Here is a 15,516-nt window from a genome sequence, read left to right on the forward strand (position 1 = left end):
ACCATGGTCAAGCTCAACCACGTCCGTGTCTACAAAAGCGAAGAGAACCTCGCCCGCGAGGACCAGCTGGCGCACAAGATCGCCGTTGTTGCCGCCGATCCTGTGGAGGTGACCGCCGAGGTTACCGAAATGGTCATCAACAGGGTGATCGACAACGCCTCCGTTGCCATCGCCTCCCTGAACCGCGGCCCCATCGTTGCAGCCCGGGCACAGGCCCTGACACATTCACCGACCACCAACGGCAAGGGTGCAAGCGTCTTCGGCATCACCGACCGGGTTTCCCCCGAGTGGGGGGCCTGGGCCAACGGCGTCGCTGTCCGCGAACTGGACTACCACGACACGTTCCTGGCCGCTGAGTATTCCCACCCCGGGGACAACATCCCGCCCATCCTGGCCGTCGCACAACACGTTGGTGCCAGTGGCAAGGACCTGATCCGGGGCATCGCCACCGGCTACGAAATCCAGGTCAACCTGGTCAAGGCGATCTGCCTGCACAAGCACAAGATCGACCACGTGGCGCACCTTGGCCCGTCCGCAGCTGCCGGCATCGGCACCCTCCTGGGCCTCGACGTCGAGACCATCTTCCAGTCAGTCGGCCAGGCACTGCACACCACCACGGCCACCCGTCAGTCCCGCAAGGGCGAGATCTCCACCTGGAAGGCCCATGCACCCGCCTTCGCCGGCAAGATGGCAGTGGAAGCCGTGGACCGTTCCATGCGCGGCCAGACCTCCCCGGTCCCGATCTATGAAGGCGAAGACGGTGTGATCGCCTGGATGCTGGACGGCCCCAACGCCTCCTACGAGGTCCCGCTGCCGGAGGCCGGCGAGGCGAAGCGCGCCATCATGGACACCTACACCAAGGAACACTCCGCCGAGTACCAGGCCCAGGCCTGGATTGACCTGGCCCGGAAGCTTCACCGGGAACACCCGGAAACCACGGATGCGGCCAACGTGAAGTCGGTCCTGATCAAGACCAGCCACCACACGCACTACGTCATCGGTTCCGGCGCGAACGATCCGCAGAAGTACAGCCCCACCGCCAGCCGTGAAACCCTGGACCACTCGATCCCGTACATCTTCACCGTCGCCCTGCAGGACGGGTCCTGGCACCACGTCGACTCATACTCCCCCGAACGCGCCGGCCGGCCGGACACCGTGGAGTTGTGGCACAAGGTCACTACGGAGGAGGATCCGGAGTGGACCCGCCGCTACCACTCCCTGGACATCGCAGAGAAGGCCTTCGGCGGATCTGTGGAGATCACCCTTAACGACGGCACGGTCATCACCGACCAGATCGCCGTGGCCGACGCCCACCCGCTCGGTGCACGGCCCTTCGCCCGCCAGCAGTACATCAACAAGTTCCGCAGTCTGGCCGCAGGACTGGTTGAGGAAGCGGAGATCGAGCGTTTCCTCGCAGCGGCCGAAAGCCTTCCGGATCTTGGCCCCGGCGAGCTGGACCAGCTGAACATCACGGCAGCGCCCGGCGTCATCGACCTGAGCAACGCACCCCAGGGGCTGTTCTAAATGCTCTACTCCAGCACCACGCCCGAGCAGAAGCGCCTCCGACTCCGCGAGCTCCTGGCTTCCGGTACCATCGCCCAGTTCCCGGGTGCCTTCAACCCGCTCTCTGCCCGGCTGATCGAGGAAAAGGGCTTCGCCGGTGTGTATATCTCCGGCGCTGTCCTGGCCAACGATCTTGGCCTGCCGGACATCGGCCTGACCACACTCACCGAGGTGGCCACCCGGGCCGGGCAGATCGCCCGGATGACTGACCTCCCCTGCCTGGTGGATGCGGACACCGGGTTCGGCGAGCCCATGAACGTGGCCCGCAGCATCCAGGAGCTCGAAAACGCGGGATTGGCCGGCTGCCACATCGAGGACCAGTTCAACCCGAAGCGCTGCGGCCACCTGGACGGCAAGAACGTGGTGGACCTGGATACTGCCACCAAACGCATCCGGGCCGCAGCTGATGCCCGCCGCGACCCGAACTTCCTCATCATGGCCAGGACCGATATCCGCGCCACGGACGGGCTGGAAGCGGCACAGTCCCGTGTGAAGGCGCTGGTGGAGGCCGGGGCTGACGCCATCTTCCCGGAGGCCATGAAGGACCTGTCCGAGTTCCAGGCCATCCGCGACGCGGTGGACGTGCCGGTCCTGGCCAACATGACCGAGTTCGGCAAGAGCGACCTTTTCACCGTGGAGCAGCTCGCCGGCGTCGGCGTCAACATGGTGATATATCCGGTGACCCTCCTCCGTAGTGCCATGGGGGCCGCGGAGCGTACTCTGGAATCGATTAAGGCAGACGGAACCCAGGAGGCACAGGTCTCACACATGCTGACCCGTTCGCGCTTGTATGACCTCGTTGACTATGAGGCCTACAACCGTTTCGATACGGGGGTCTTCAATTTCCAGATCCCCGGAACCAACTGACCCACCCCACATCTCCGGCTCCGGCCGGCACAACTGGCGACAGGAACAAAGGAGTTTCAGCATGGCTGAACAGGACATCAAAAAGGGTCTCGCCGGCGTCGTGGTGGACTACACCTCCGTCTCGAAGGTCAACCCCGACACCAATTCCCTGCTGTACCGGGGATATCCGGTGCAGGAGCTCGCCGCGAGGTGCAGTTTTGAGGAAGTGGCGTTCCTGTTGTGGAACGGTGAACTGCCCACTGCCGAACAGCTGGCGGAGTTCACGGCACGCGAACGGGCCGGGCGCGCCCTGGACCCGGTAGTGAAGCAGGTGGTCGATGCGCTCCCCACCAGCTCGCATCCCATGGATGTCTGCCGGACTGCGGCGTCGGTCATGGGGGCCCGGCACCCGCTGGCGGAGGATTCCTCGCGCGAGGCCAACATGGCCAAGGCCGTGGACCTCTTCGCCGCGATGCCCGCCGTGGTTGCCTACGACCAGCGCCGCCGCCACGGGCAGGAGGCAGTGGAACCCCGCGATGACCTGGGGTACTCTGCCAACTTCCTCTGGATGGCCTTCGGTGAGGAACAGGTGCCGGAGGTTGTGGAGGCGTTCAACGTCTCGATGATCCTGTACGCCGAGCACTCCTTCAACGCCTCCACGTTCACGGCGCGCGTCATCACCTCAACCCTCTCGGACCTGCACTCGGCCGTCACCGGCGCCATCGGGGCCCTGAAGGGTCCGCTGCACGGCGGCGCCAACGAGGCAGTCATGCACACCTTCGATGAGATCGGGATCCGTTCCGAGGAGTCCCTCGAGGAGGCCGCCACCCGCGCGAAGGCGTGGATGGAGGATGCCCTGGCGCAGAAAAAGAAGGTCATGGGCTTCGGGCACCGCGTTTACAAGCACGGCGACTCCCGCGTGCCCACCATGAAGGCTGCCCTGGACAAAATGATCGCCCATTACGGGCGCCCAGAGCTCCTGGGACTGTACAACGGCCTTGAGCAGGCGATGGACGAGGCGAAGGCCATCAAGCCCAACCTCGACTACCCTGCCGGTCCTACTTATCACCTCATGGGCTTCGATACGCAGACGTTCACTCCCCTGTTTGTCGCCAGCCGTATCACCGGCTGGACGGCCCACATCATGGAGCAGCTCGATTCCAATTCGCTGATCCGCCCGCTGAGCGAATACAACGGTGTTGAGGAGCGGCACGTCCCCTGATCGGACGGAAACGGACGACGACGGCACAACCAACGGCGGGCCGGTCACCTTTCGGGGTGGCCGGAGCGCCGCCGTCGGCGCTCTTCGCGGATCCCCTGAGCCGCGGTCCGGGGGTAACCGCAACGCGGGGTCACTCCTGGCCTGATGATTGAGGTTTTTCGGGCTAAAAGTGACTCCGCGTTGCCAATGGTGGGGTACCTTGGAGTCCGTTGCCTCAGAGGTTTGAGTAGTCCAGGACTTCCCGCACGGTTTCGTTGTCGCCATTGAGGACCACCGTCAGGCGCAGCACCGTTCCGCTCAACGCCAAGGGCAGCCAGTGCGCCGCGTCCTGCCACATGCGCTCCACCGGCAAGGCTCCGACGTCGAACCATTCCGGCAGGATCTCCGCACTTTCGGCGGGTTCGCCGGCCCAGCGGGCCGCGACGAACAGCCGTGTGCTCATATTCCATTCGGGGCGGGCCGGGAAGTCAAAGGTGACCACGCCGGCGTCGCGGAGGTCTTCCTGCAGGACCACCACGCCGGATTCCTCGTGGACTTCCCGGCACGCGGCCTCGGCATCGGATTCCCCCGGTTCCACGTGACCGCCCAGGCCCACCACTTTGCCGCGGCCGAAACCGGTCTTTTTCAGCCCCAGCAGGACCTGTGGCACACCGTCGACCTCACGGGTGAGGAAGCACAGCGTGACCGGCACCCCTGCCATGGCTAGCCCAGTGCCCGGGGGTGGGCGGCGGCGTAGATTTCACGAAGAGTCTCGGCCGTGACAAGCGTATAGACCTGGGTGGTAGTGACGGAGGCGTGGCCCAGCAGTTCCTGCACCACCCGGACGTCTGCGCCCCCTTCGAGCAGGTGTGTCGCGAAGGAATGCCGGAGGGTGTGCGGGGAGACGTCCTTGGTGATGTTGGCTTTGTCCGCCGCCGCCTTCAGGATGGTCCAGGCACTTTGGCGGCTGATTCTTCCGCCGCGCGCATTCAGGAAAAGCGCGGGTGTTCCTTTGCCTTTCGCGGCCAGCAACGGGCGGCCGCGCACCAGGTAGGCGTCCAGTGCCCTCGCCCCATATGATCCGAGAGGGACGAGCCGTTCCTTCGAGCCCTTGCCGAAGAGCCGGACAATGGCCGGGCCGGATTCCGGCTCCTGAAGCGAGATGTCGTCCACGTCCAGGCCCACGGCTTCGCTGATCCGGGCGCCGGTGGAGTAGAGGAACTCCAGCAGGGCGCGGTCCCGGAGTCCGGTGGCGGTGTCGGCTCCGGCCGCCTCCAGGATCCTGGTGACTTCATCCACGCTGATGGCCTTGGGCAGCCTTTTGCCTGGCAGGGGCGGATGGACGTCGCTGGCGGGATCGGTAGGGGTGAGCCCTTCGAAGGCCCAGAACTTGTGCAGTCCCCGGACTGCCACCACCGTCCTGGCGGCCGATCTGATGCCCAGGGCCGTGCCGCCGTCGGATCCGTCCGTGAGGGCCATGACGTAGCCGGTGACGTGATGGCGTGTGATCTGGTCCGGGGCCTGGCAGCCCTCGGCTGCAAGGTAGCGGGCGTACCGTGTCAGGTCGCGGCGGTAGGCCGAGAGCGTGTTCAGTGCAAGCCCCCGCTCAACGCCCATGTGCTGGAGGTACTCCGTGATGGCGCGGTCGATGGCTGTGGGCGGCGCGGCAGGTGGAGTGGCCTTCTCTGCCGGGGAAGCCTCGGCCATGGGTTCCGCGGACATTAACGCTGGCTGGGGTGCGCAGGCCAGGGTGCGTCCGCGGGACGCAGCCCGGCAAAGCCGTCAGCACGCGCTGCGGCGGCCGCCAGGATTCCGACGACGGCGGAAGGGTTGTGCAGCCGGCCCGCCAGGACTGACGCGACGGCGTCGTCAAGGCTGATCCAGTGGAATTCGATCTCGGCTTCCTCGTCGGTACGTTCGTGCCGCTCGTGGTGGGGAACGTCCGTGAGGTCACGGGCCAGGTAGATCCGGATGGCCTCGCTGGAGGAGCCGGGAGAGTTGAAGAAGTCGGCCAGGACGTTCCACTGCCCGGCTGCAAGGTCCGCCTCTTCGGCAAGTTCGCGGGCAGCGCCCACCACAAAGTCCTCACCCTCCACATCCAGGAGGCCTGCCGGGATTTCCCACAGATCCATGCCCACGGGGTGGCGGTACTGCTTGATGAGCAGGACCTCACCGGCACTGTTCATCGGCAGGACCGCCACAGCGCCCGGATGGTCGATGTAGTCGCGGGTCAGGGCATCGCCGGTCTCGCTGAGCTTGAAGCTGTCGCTGACAACGTCCCAGATCCGGCCTTCGTAGACCTTTTCCGTAGACAGAAGACGGCGCGGGCTCGGTGCATCCGAAACCCTCCGGGCAGCAGAGGGGGTTTCAGGAATTCCGGGCATCGCGCCGTCCTCAGGGTCGTCGGTATTTACTTGGCGGCAACCGTGCGTACGGGCTTGATGGCCAGCACGTCCTGTGCGTTCTGGTGGTCCAATGCAGCCTTGACCAACCCGGCGAACAGCGGGTGCGGCCGGGTGGGACGCGAGCTGAGTTCCGGGTGTGCCTGGGTGGCTACGTAGTACGGGTGGACTTCGCGCGGCAGCTCGACGTATTCGACCAGCTTGCCGTCCGGAGACGTTCCCGAGAAGACAAGTCCCTGGGCCGCGATCTGCTCGCGGTATTTGTTGTTGACCTCGTAACGGTGGCGGTGCCGCTCGCTGACTTCGGTGGTGCCGTAGGTCTCGGCGATGACGGAGCCGGCGTCGAGCTTTGCCTCGTACAGACCCAGGCGCATGGTGCCGCCGAGATCGCCCTTACCCTCGACGATGTCCAGCTGCTCTTCCATGGTGGCGATGACCGGGTACTTGGAGTCCGGCTCGAATTCGCTGGAGGATGCGCCCTCAAGGCCCACCACATTCCGGGCGTATTCGATCACCATGCACTGCAGGCCCAGGCACAGGCCCAGCACAGGCAGCCGTGTTTCCCGCGCATACTTCAGGGCGCCCAGCTTGCCTTCCAGGCCACGGATGCCGAAGCCGCCGGGCACGCAGATGGCGTCCACACCATCCAAAGACGCAACGGCGCCCTCGTGGGTTTCGCATTCGTCGGACGGCACCCAGCGGATCTTGACCTTGGTTTCGTTGGCGAAGCCGCCGGCCCGCAGGGCCTCCGTCACGGAAAGGTAGGCATCGGGCAGGTCGATGTACTTGCCCACCAGTGCGATTTCCACGTGGTGCTTGGGGTTGTGGACTGCTTCGAGCAGTTTGTCCCAGCTGGTCCAGTCAACATCCTTGAACGGCAGGTCCAGGGCGCGGACGATGTAGGAATCCAGGCCCTGGGTGTGCAGGGTCTTGGGGATGTCGTAGATGCTCGGCGCGTCCGGGCAGCCGATGACCGCTTCGATATCGACGTCGCACATGCGTCCGATCTTGGCGCGCATGGGCTCGGGGACTTCGCGGTCCGAGCGGATCACAATGGCCTCCGGCTGGATGCCGATGGAGCGCAGGGCTGCCACGGAGTGCTGCGTTGGTTTGGTCTTCAGTTCCTGCGAAGGTCCGATGTACGGGACCAGGGATACGTGGACGAAGAAGACGTTGCCACGGCCGATGTCCTGGCGGACCTGGCGGGCTGATTCGAGGAAGGGCTGGGACTCGATGTCGCCGACCGTCCCGCCGATTTCGGTGATGATGACATCCGGCGCGTTCTTGCCCTCGGCGGGCAGCCGCATGCGGCGTTTGATCTCATCGGTGATGTGCGGGATGACCTGGACGGTGTCGCCCAGGTACTCGCCACGGCGTTCCTTGGCGATCACGGTGGAGTAGACCTGACCGGTGGTGACGTTGGCCGAGCCTTCGAGGTTTTCGTCGAGGAAGCGCTCGTAGTGCCCGATGTCCAGGTCGGTCTCGGCGCCGTCGTCAGTGACGAAGACCTCGCCGTGCTGGAACGGGTTCATCGTGCCCGGATCCACATTCAGATACGGATCGAGCTTCTGCATTGTTACAGACAGGCCGCGAGCCCGCAGCAGGTGACCGAGGCTTGAAGCCGTCAGTCCCTTACCGAGCGAGGACGCCACACCACCGGTTACGAAGATGTGTTTGGTCGTCTTGGATGAGCCCGGGAACCGGGAATTTACACGGGAATTTGATCGCTGCACCACGGAATTTGAGCCTATCATCAATTGAGCCTTTCCCGGATCAGGAACTGTTCCCCAAATGCTCCAGTGTGCAGGGCATCACCCCCTGCGATCAAGGGTTGACGCCCCCGGGCCTGTTCCTAGGCCCGTTGCGGCAGCAGCTTTGCGTCGTCCAGCAGCTCCTGGGCATGGGCCCGGGCTGATTCAGAGTCCTCCTGGCCTGCCAGCATCCGGGCGAGCTCAATGACCCGCTCGGGGCCGTCGAGGAGGCGAACATCACTGGACGTGAAGCCGGTGGCCGTGCCGCCGTCGGCTCCCCTGACCGAGGTCTTGGTGACGGTGATGTGCTGGTCCGCGAAGGCGGCAACCTGGGGCAGGTGGGTGACCACCAGGACCTGGACGTGCTGTGCCAGCATCGCCAGCCGGCGGCCGATCTCGACGGCGGCCCTGCCGCCGACGCCCGCATCCACTTCGTCGAAAACAAACGTGGGCACCGGATCCACGGCCGCAAGAACCACCTCAATGGCGAGCATCACGCGGGAGAGTTCGCCGCCGGATGCGCCCTTGCCCAGCGGACGCGCGGGCGCACCCGAATGGGGCTGCAGTAGGAACGTGATCTCGTCACCCCCGTAGGGCATCAGATGGGCTGCGGCCTCCCTGGTGATCACCAGCGTGGCATCAGCCATGGCCAGCGCCTTGAGCTCGGCACTGACGCGGCCGGAGAGGTCCTTGGCAGCTTTGGCCCGGATCTTGCTGACGGCCGCTGCCTGCTTCTGGAGCTCGGCCTCAGTGCGGGCCACGTCCGCCTCCAGCGCCTCGATCCTGCTCGAATCGTCCTGCAGTTCATCGAAACGGACCCGGGCATTTTCTGCCCAGACCAGTACCTCGTCGATGCTGGGCGCGTACTTGCGGACCAGCTTGGCCAGGTCAGCACGCCGGCCCTCAATCTCGGCGAGCCGTTCCGGCCCCTCCGAGTCCAGGCCCGCCTGGTAGCTGGCCAGCTCAGTGGCGATGTCGTTGAGCAGGAAGCCTACTTCGGCCAGCCGCGCAGCGGCCTGCCCCAGCTCGGCATCGTGCTCCGCCACATGTTCAAGGGTCCGTTTGGCGGCATCCACCAACGTGGTGGCGTCCCCTGCGTCGCCGTAGTCCTCGGCGATCAGCGCCTGATGTGCGGTGTTGGCGGCGATCCTCAGTTCTTCGACGTTGGCAAGCTTCACTGCCTCGGCTTTGAGGGACTCGTCCTCCCCCGGCTGCGGATCCACAGCATCGATTTCGGCCAGGGCCGCTTCCAGCGACTCAGCTTCGCGGAGCCTGTCGCGCGCCGCGCTGCGAAGTGATTCCAGTTCGGCCTGGCTGGTCTTCCAGTGGCTGTACAGCTCCTGATAGGTTCCCAGCGGACCGGCCAGCGCCTCGCCGGCAAACCTGTCCAGGGCGCCACGCTGGGCCGCGGCGCCCTTCAGCCGGATCTGGTCCGACTGGCCGTGGACCACCACCAGGGTTTCGCCGATTTCGGCGAGGACGCCCACCGGGGCGGCACGTCCGCCCAGGAATGCACGGCTTCTCCCGTCGGCACCGAGGCGACGGGCAAGGATGAGTTCAGCGCCGCCGTCGAACTCTTCAACGTCCGCCCCCGCTTCCAGTGCCCGGGCAACCGCGGCGTGCCCCGCGTCGAGCTTGAGGACGGCTTCCGCAGTGGCGCTCTTTGCCCCGCTTCGGACGGCCCCGGCGTCGGATCTGGCCCCCAGGAGGAGGCCGACGGCGGTGACCACCATCGTTTTGCCGGCACCGGTTTCGCCCGTGACGACGCTCAAGCCCGGGCCCAGTGGCAGGGTGGCGTCGGTGATGACGCCCAGATCGCGGATTCTCAGTTCTTCAAGCATGGTTCACTTTGCAGTCGCGGGATCGGTTTCGTCGTCTGGATGGTCCCCGGAGGGCACCTGGAGCGGCGGCATGGGCCGGGGCGTCCGGACGATCGGAATGGGCCCGGTGTGGATGGCTTCCGACTGGGGAACGGGCCCCCGCCAGCCATGGATGGGGAGCTCGAACTTGCGGACCAGCCGGGCCGAGAACGGCGTCTGATGGGTCCGGGCCAGCCGGACCGGCGTGGCAGATTTGGTGACTTCCACTCGCGCTCCGGGCGGCAGGTCCACCGAGCGCCTGCCGTCGCACCACAGGACACCCTGGGCATCAGTGCGGTTGAGGACTTCTACTGCCAGCCGCGAGCGGGGAGACACCACCAGCGGTTTGGCGAACAGCGCGTGGGCGCTGATGGGAACGATCAGCAGGGCTTCCACCTCAGGCCAGACCACCGGGCCGCCGGCTGAGAATGCGTAGGCAGTGGAGCCCGTCGGAGTGGCCAGCACCACGCCGTCGCACCCGAAGGAGGTCAACGGCCTCTCGTCCACCTCGGTTACCACCTCCAGCATCCGTTCGCGGTTGCCCTTTTCGATGGCGGCTTCATTCAGTGCCCAGGTGTGCCAGATTTTCTGGCCGCGGACCCAGACCTGGACGTCGATGGTCATGCGCTCTTCCACCGTGTAGTCGCGGCGCGCAATCCATTCCACAGTCTGGGCGAGGTCGGCGCGCTCACTTTCGGCCAGGAAGCCCACGTGGCCGAGGTTCACGCCGAGCAGGGGCACGTCCACTTCCCGGACGAGTTCCGCGGCACGCAGGATGGTGCCGTCCCCGCCGAGAACCATCACCAGTTCAACGTCCGGCAGCATCACGTGGTCATGCAGGACCTCGACGGGCTGTGTCAGGTGCCCGAAGAATCTCTCCATGTCTGCGAGTTCGGATTCCTGCATAACGGGGACAATGCCGGAGTCATGCAATTGGGCGCACGCTTCCCAGGCAGCCTTCAATGTTTCCTCGCGGCCAGTGTGGGCAAGGACAAGTACTCGCCTGCTCATCGGGTTCCGCTTTCTAGTGGTTCGGCCAGATTGTTCCAAGCAGCCTCGCAATGGCTGCGTGGCGCTCTTCGATCTTAGGCAGGTCTTGAGTCATCCTGCGCGTTATCCACAGGAAGTATTCGACGTTTCCGTCCTGGCCCGGCAACGGGCTGGCCGCCAAACCGCGTAAGTCCATGCCGGCGTCGAGCGCTGCATTGGCGACCTTTTCCACTGCCATCCGGCGTTCCCGCTCGGAATTCACCACGCCCGTCCGCCCCAGACGGTCCTTGCCGATCTCGAACTGTGGCTTCACCATCAGCACCAGGTCGCCGCCGGGCCTGGTACACAATGCCAGCGGCAGGACCACCAGGGTCAATGAGATGAAGGAGAGATCGGCAACGGTCAGTTCGGCCAGTCCGCCGATGTCCTCGGGCGTCATGTACCGGACGTTCATGCCCTCATGCACGGCGACCCGGTGATCGCTGCGCAGTTGCGGGACCAACTGGTCGTGCCCGACGTCGACCGCCACCACGTGCGCCGCACCCCTTCGCAACAGCACTTCGGTGAAGCCGCCGGTGGAGGCCCCTGCGTCCAGGCATCGCTTTCCCGCAACGACGACGTCCGGGAAAGCATCCAGCGCGCCGGCCAGTTTGTGGCCGGCACGGCTGACGTAGCTGTCTTCCTCGGTGTGCTGGACGGCAAGTTCCTTGTCCTCGTCCACCTGGAGGGACGCCTTGGAAAGGACCTGCCCGGCGGAACTCACTTTGCCCTCGGCGATCAGCGCGGCCGCGTGCGTCCGGGACCTGGCCAGCCCGCGCGCAACCAGGGCCTGGTCGAGCCGTGCCACGCTCAGGACCTGCCCTCGCCCAGCGGGGCGTCTTCATTCAGGGCCTGGAGCAGGGCGTCGTGCAGTTCACTGTAAACGGTTTCGTGCTCCGCCACAGGCAAGGCCTGGACCGCGTCAAGCGCGGTCACGATGGCCGCCACGGAAGGATCGTCGAGGCCGTCTGCGGTTGCTGCGGGCCAGTCAGGCGTTGGCTGGGCTGCTTCGGGTTGGTTCTTGTGGTTCAGCTCAGTCATTGGACCAGTCTAATGAGTGCGCCATTCGAGTTTTGGCGCCAGGGCTTCGGCGGTTTCCGGGACGGCGGTCCACCAGGCCGCGCACGCGGCGCGCCACGAGTCCAGGTCATCCTCGGCACCCTGGATGCTCACGGTCTGGCCGGTGACCTGCGCCGTGGCGCGGCCGCAGCGGTAGACGCCGTCGGTCTGGTCAATATCGGGGTAGGGATAGTGGAGGTCGCTCAGGGAAGCGATGAGGTAATCCGGCCGTTCGGCTGTCCTTGCCGCCAGGATCGTTTCCCGTGTGTCCACGCCGGTGAGGACGGCCACCGTGGAAAAGCCGGCGTTGTTGCCGCCCAGGATGTCAGTGTCCAGCCTGTCACCCACAACCAGCGGGCGGTCCGCGGCGAGCCGTTTCGCGGCCGCATGGAAGAGAGGTGCCTCCGGTTTTCCCGCAACCTGCGGCCTTTGACCCGTGGCGGCAGCGACAGCCGCTACGAGTGTGCCGTTGCCGGGGGCGATCCCCCGGGCCTGGGGAATGGACATGTCCGTGTTGGTGGCCACCCAGAGCGCACCCGCGGACACCACGTATGTCGCCTCGGCCAAATCCTTCCAGCCGATGTCAGGACTGAAGCCCTGGACTACAGCGACCGGTTCTTCAGCCTGGCTTCGGACTGCGGTCAGTCCCACCAGTTCGATTTCCTGCGCCAGCGCGGGGCTGCCGGTGATCAGAACCTTCGCTCCCGGGGCCAGCAATGAAGCCAGCAGCTCAGCCGCGGCCTGCGAGGAACTGACCACCTGCTCGTCTTCAGCCGGCGCCCCGAGGTCACGGAGATGCGCCGCCACCTGCGCGGGAGAACGGGATGCGTTGTTGGTGACGTAGCCGAGGCCGATCCCCAATCCGGCCAGTTGCTGTAGCGAGTCCACAGCGCCCGGGATGGCGTGCGGGCCGGCGTAGACCACGCCGTCCAGGTCCGCCAGGAGCGCATCGAACAGGGAAATCAGTGGAACTGCAGTCATAGCCGCTTAGCTGTCCCGTCCTTCGGAGTGGCCGGTGTCATCGCGGTCTGCGTTCGCCTCTTCGTGGTGCTCGTCTTCGCCGTGCTGATCGTTGTTTTGGGCGTCGCCGTGCTCCGAAGTGCCGGACTCCAGTTCGTCCGTCTCCACGGAATCCTCATCGGACTCGGCATCGTCGGATTCGAAGTAGCCGGAGTCAACGTCATCGATTTCCGCATCCACGCCTGTTGCGGGTTCTTCAACCGCTGCCGCGGTGACCGCTGCACCGGCGGCTGCCGGCGCCGAGCCAGCTGTCCCGGATTCGTTGCCACTGGCGGCACGTTCGAGCAGGCGCCGCCGCTGGGCTTCTTCGCGGGCTTCCTCTTCTTCGTCCCAGCCGAGGTCAACGATGTCCGGTTCCTCATCCACACCGAGGCCCAGGGCGTTTTCAGCCACCACGGCCTGCTTCTGCCACTTCTTGGCTTCGTCCTCGCGGCCTACTGCAGCCAGCGCGTCGGCGTAGGCACGGAACAGGCGCGGGCTGTAGGAGAAGGCCCGGTTGATGTCCAGCTGGGGAATTTCGAGTTCTGCAACGGCCGCGTCAAGCTGACCGAGGTCCGTCCTGGCACCGGCTGCAACAATAGCGAGTTCAGCCTTGCCCGGAGCGTCCAGGTCCTTGGCTTCCTCGGAACGCACGACGTCCAGGGCACGGTCAGGCCGGCCGAGACCGCGTTCGCAGTCTGCCATGACCGGAAGATGGACGTTCGATCCGCTGATGCGGCGGTACGTGCGGAACTCCCGGAGCGCTTCGCCGTAGTGGCCTGCAGCGTAGGCAGTGAGGCCAACGGCCTCACGGACAGCTGCCAGCCTGCCACCGCGGCGGCTTGCGGCGAGGGCATGCTGGAACGCAAGCTCGGGCTCGTCGTCAATCAGGCGTCCGGCCATCACGAGGTGGCGGGCAACCCATTCCGCGCTGTTGTCTTCCAGTGTCTTGATCTGGTGCTGCGTGGCGCGGTCAAGCTCCTTGCCGGTAATGTCCTCGTCGATCTGCGGGGAACGTTCGCGGTCAGGACGGTTGGCGCTGCGCAGGTCGCGGGCGTTCGGGACACGTGCGGGACGGTCTTCGGGGCGGTCGCGGCCAAATTGGCGGGGGCCTGCATCTCCGCGGTCGTAGCTTCGCGGGGCGCGGTCCTGGCGGTCGCCGAAAGGCTTGCGGTTCTCGCCGCCGGAGAAACCACGACGCTCGCCGTCGCCTTCGCGACGCGGACGGTCACCGAAGGATTTGTTGTCGCGGTCACCGTAAGGCTTACGCTCGCCGCCACCACTGAAGGGCTTGCGATCGCGGTCACCGAAGGGCTTACGCTCTCCCCCGCCGAAGCTGCGACGTTCGCCGTCGCCTTCGCGACGCGGACGGTCACCGAAGGATTTGTTGTCGCGGTCACCGTACGGCTTACGCTCTCCCCCGCCGAAGCTGCGACGTTCGCCGTCGCCTTCGCGACGCGGACGGTCGCCAAAGGGCTTGCTGTCGCGGTCACCGTAAGGCTTACGCTCGCCGCCACCGCTGAAGGGTTTACGCTCTCCGCCACCGAAGGGCTTACGTTCACCCCCGCCGAAGGGCTTCCGCTCGCCGTCGCCCTCGCGACGCGGACGATCACCGAATGACTTGTTGTCCCGGTCACCATAAGGCTTCCGCTCGCCGTCGCCCTCGCGACGCGGACGATCACCGAATGACTTGTTGTCCCGGTCACCATAAGGCTTCCGCTCGCCGCCACCGCTGAAGGGTTTACGCTCTCCGCCACCGCTGAACGGCTTACGTTCACCCCCGCCGAAGCTGCGACGCTCACCGTCGCCCTCGCGACGCGGACGATCACCGAATGACTTGTTGTCCCGGTCACCGTAAGGCTTCCGCTCACCGCCACCACTGAAGGGTTTACGGGCGCCGGAGCCCGGGGCCCGCTTCGGGGCTTCAGAGTCCCGGCCATCGCGGGATCGGAATCCGCGCGGTTCTCCGCCGGAATTATTGGCTCCGCGGAAAGGACCGCGGTCATTGCCGCCTCGGTTGCCGCCGTTGTGCTCAGCCATGGGGATTCCTCCTGTTGTGAGCCGACCACTGGCGCAATCGCAGCCGCTCGTTCCGTGTTTCGTTTTCCTACGCAACCCGAAATCAAGCGCTTCGAAGTCCGTACATCTGTAGTCAATTCTAGGCGAGTCCCCAGCGACTCATTACATGAATCTGCCTCCAGGCCGCCGTCGTGGGAATCTTCACACTCCCGGGTGGACGCTCTGGCAGTTGCTGCACCGTTTGGGCGGACGCTCTGGCAGTTGCTGCACCGTTTGGGCGGACGCTCTCTCACTTCCTGCACCGTCTGAAGGAGCGCTCTGTCTGGTCATCAGCGGCCTTCGGGGAAAGTTCCTGGTAAGGTCCGACGGCGGTGTGTGGCTGGCGTGGGGTCGTGGACTTTCTGCGGGTGCTGCCAGAGCGTTGGGAGAATCGGCGCAGGGAGTGCCAGAGGGTTCCCTGGGTTCGTGCGGGTGCTGCCTGGGCGTTGGGAGAATCGGTGGAGGTACTGCCAGAGGGTTCCCCGGTTGCTTGGGGCTGGCGTGGGTGGTGTGGGTGTGTGGTGTGGTGGGTGTTGTTTAAATGGGTCAGGCCCCGACACGTGTGTGTCGGGGCCTGGCCTTGAATGATGTTCCGGCGGTGACCTACTCTCCCACACCCTCCCGGGTGCAGTACCATCGGCGCTGTGGGTCTTAGCTTCCGGGTTCGGAATGGGACCGGGCGTTTCCCCCACGCTATGACCGCCGTAACCCTTGCTCCGCACCCGTCCGGGCCCTGTTTGTTTGGGCCT

The 15,516-nt window shown here is 65.6% G+C and carries 13 protein-coding genes and 1 rRNA gene; 3 read left to right on the top strand and 11 right to left on the bottom strand.

The features are described from left to right. Positions 1 to 3: 3 nt before the first annotated feature. The 3 genes from AC1MCA_RS02645 (at position 4) to AC1MCA_RS02655 (ending at position 3,631) form a co-directional block, all read left to right on the top strand. Positions 4 to 1,524: an MmgE/PrpD family protein gene (locus AC1MCA_RS02645; protein ID WP_479801017.1), complete on the top strand. Its 1,521-nt coding sequence runs from the start codon at positions 4 to 6 to the stop codon at positions 1,522 to 1,524. Continuing rightward, positions 1,525 to 2,430, top strand: a complete 906-nt coding sequence (gene prpB / locus AC1MCA_RS02650; RefSeq protein WP_479801019.1) for a methylisocitrate lyase — start codon at positions 1,525 to 1,527, stop codon at positions 2,428 to 2,430. A gap of 61 nt (positions 2,431 to 2,491) precedes the next feature. Next, entirely contained in the window at positions 2,492 to 3,631 is a 1,140-nt protein-coding gene (locus tag AC1MCA_RS02655; RefSeq protein WP_108597443.1) for a bifunctional 2-methylcitrate synthase/citrate synthase, read from the top strand. Positions 3,632 to 3,845: 214 nt separating this feature from the next. Here the strand turns inward: AC1MCA_RS02655 and AC1MCA_RS02660 are convergent, their stop codons facing one another. The 11 genes from AC1MCA_RS02660 to rrf all read right to left on the bottom strand — a co-directional run bounded on the left by AC1MCA_RS02660 (position 3,846) and on the right by rrf (position 15,474). After that, positions 3,846 to 4,331: an 8-oxo-dGTP diphosphatase gene (locus tag AC1MCA_RS02660; RefSeq protein WP_108597444.1), complete on the bottom strand. Its 486-nt coding sequence runs from the start codon at positions 4,329 to 4,331 to the stop codon at positions 3,846 to 3,848. A gap of 2 nt (positions 4,332 to 4,333) precedes the next feature. Then, positions 4,334 to 5,332, bottom strand: a complete 999-nt coding sequence (gene xerD / locus AC1MCA_RS02665; RefSeq protein ID WP_479801022.1) for a site-specific tyrosine recombinase XerD — start codon at positions 5,330 to 5,332, stop codon at positions 4,334 to 4,336. Next, positions 5,332 to 5,994, bottom strand: a complete 663-nt coding sequence (locus AC1MCA_RS02670; protein ID WP_479801024.1) for an NUDIX domain-containing protein — start codon at positions 5,992 to 5,994, stop codon at positions 5,332 to 5,334. Before AC1MCA_RS02670 ends, xerD begins: the two co-directional genes overlap by 1 nt. A 26-nt stretch (positions 5,995 to 6,020) precedes the next feature. Beyond that, on the bottom strand, positions 6,021 to 7,766 hold the full coding sequence (locus tag AC1MCA_RS02675) for a CTP synthase (protein WP_479801026.1): 1,746 nt from the start codon (positions 7,764 to 7,766) through the stop codon (positions 6,021 to 6,023). A gap of 98 nt (positions 7,767 to 7,864) precedes the next feature. Then, on the bottom strand, positions 7,865 to 9,604 hold the full coding sequence (recN, locus tag AC1MCA_RS02680) for a DNA repair protein RecN (protein ID WP_479801028.1): 1,740 nt from the start codon (positions 9,602 to 9,604) through the stop codon (positions 7,865 to 7,867). Between the two features lie 3 nt (positions 9,605 to 9,607). Further along, positions 9,608 to 10,633 (bottom strand): NAD kinase, encoded by a 1,026-nt coding sequence (locus AC1MCA_RS02685; protein WP_108597448.1) that lies wholly within the window; start codon positions 10,631 to 10,633, stop codon positions 9,608 to 9,610. Positions 10,634 to 10,646: 13 nt separating this feature from the next. Next, the gene (locus tag AC1MCA_RS02690; RefSeq protein WP_108597449.1) at positions 10,647 to 11,459 is read right to left on the bottom strand and encodes a TlyA family RNA methyltransferase; all 813 of its coding nucleotides are present in this window, start codon (positions 11,457 to 11,459) and stop codon (positions 10,647 to 10,649) included. A 2-nt stretch (positions 11,460 to 11,461) separates the two neighbouring features. Next, positions 11,462 to 11,692, bottom strand: a complete 231-nt coding sequence (locus AC1MCA_RS02695; protein WP_479801031.1) for a hypothetical protein — start codon at positions 11,690 to 11,692, stop codon at positions 11,462 to 11,464. 9 nt (positions 11,693 to 11,701) lie between these two features. Continuing rightward, positions 11,702 to 12,691, bottom strand: a complete 990-nt coding sequence (locus tag AC1MCA_RS02700) for an HAD-IIA family hydrolase (protein ID WP_479801033.1) — start codon at positions 12,689 to 12,691, stop codon at positions 11,702 to 11,704. A 6-nt stretch (positions 12,692 to 12,697) separates the two neighbouring features. Beyond that, positions 12,698 to 14,749, bottom strand: a complete 2,052-nt coding sequence (locus AC1MCA_RS02705) for a tetratricopeptide repeat protein (protein ID WP_479801035.1) — start codon at positions 14,747 to 14,749, stop codon at positions 12,698 to 12,700. Between the two features lie 608 nt (positions 14,750 to 15,357). Continuing rightward, positions 15,358 to 15,474, bottom strand: a 5S ribosomal RNA gene (gene rrf / locus AC1MCA_RS02710). Positions 15,475 to 15,516: the final 42 nt, after the last annotated feature.

The sequence above is a fragment of the Arthrobacter sp. BK1 genome (assembly GCF_056680055.1).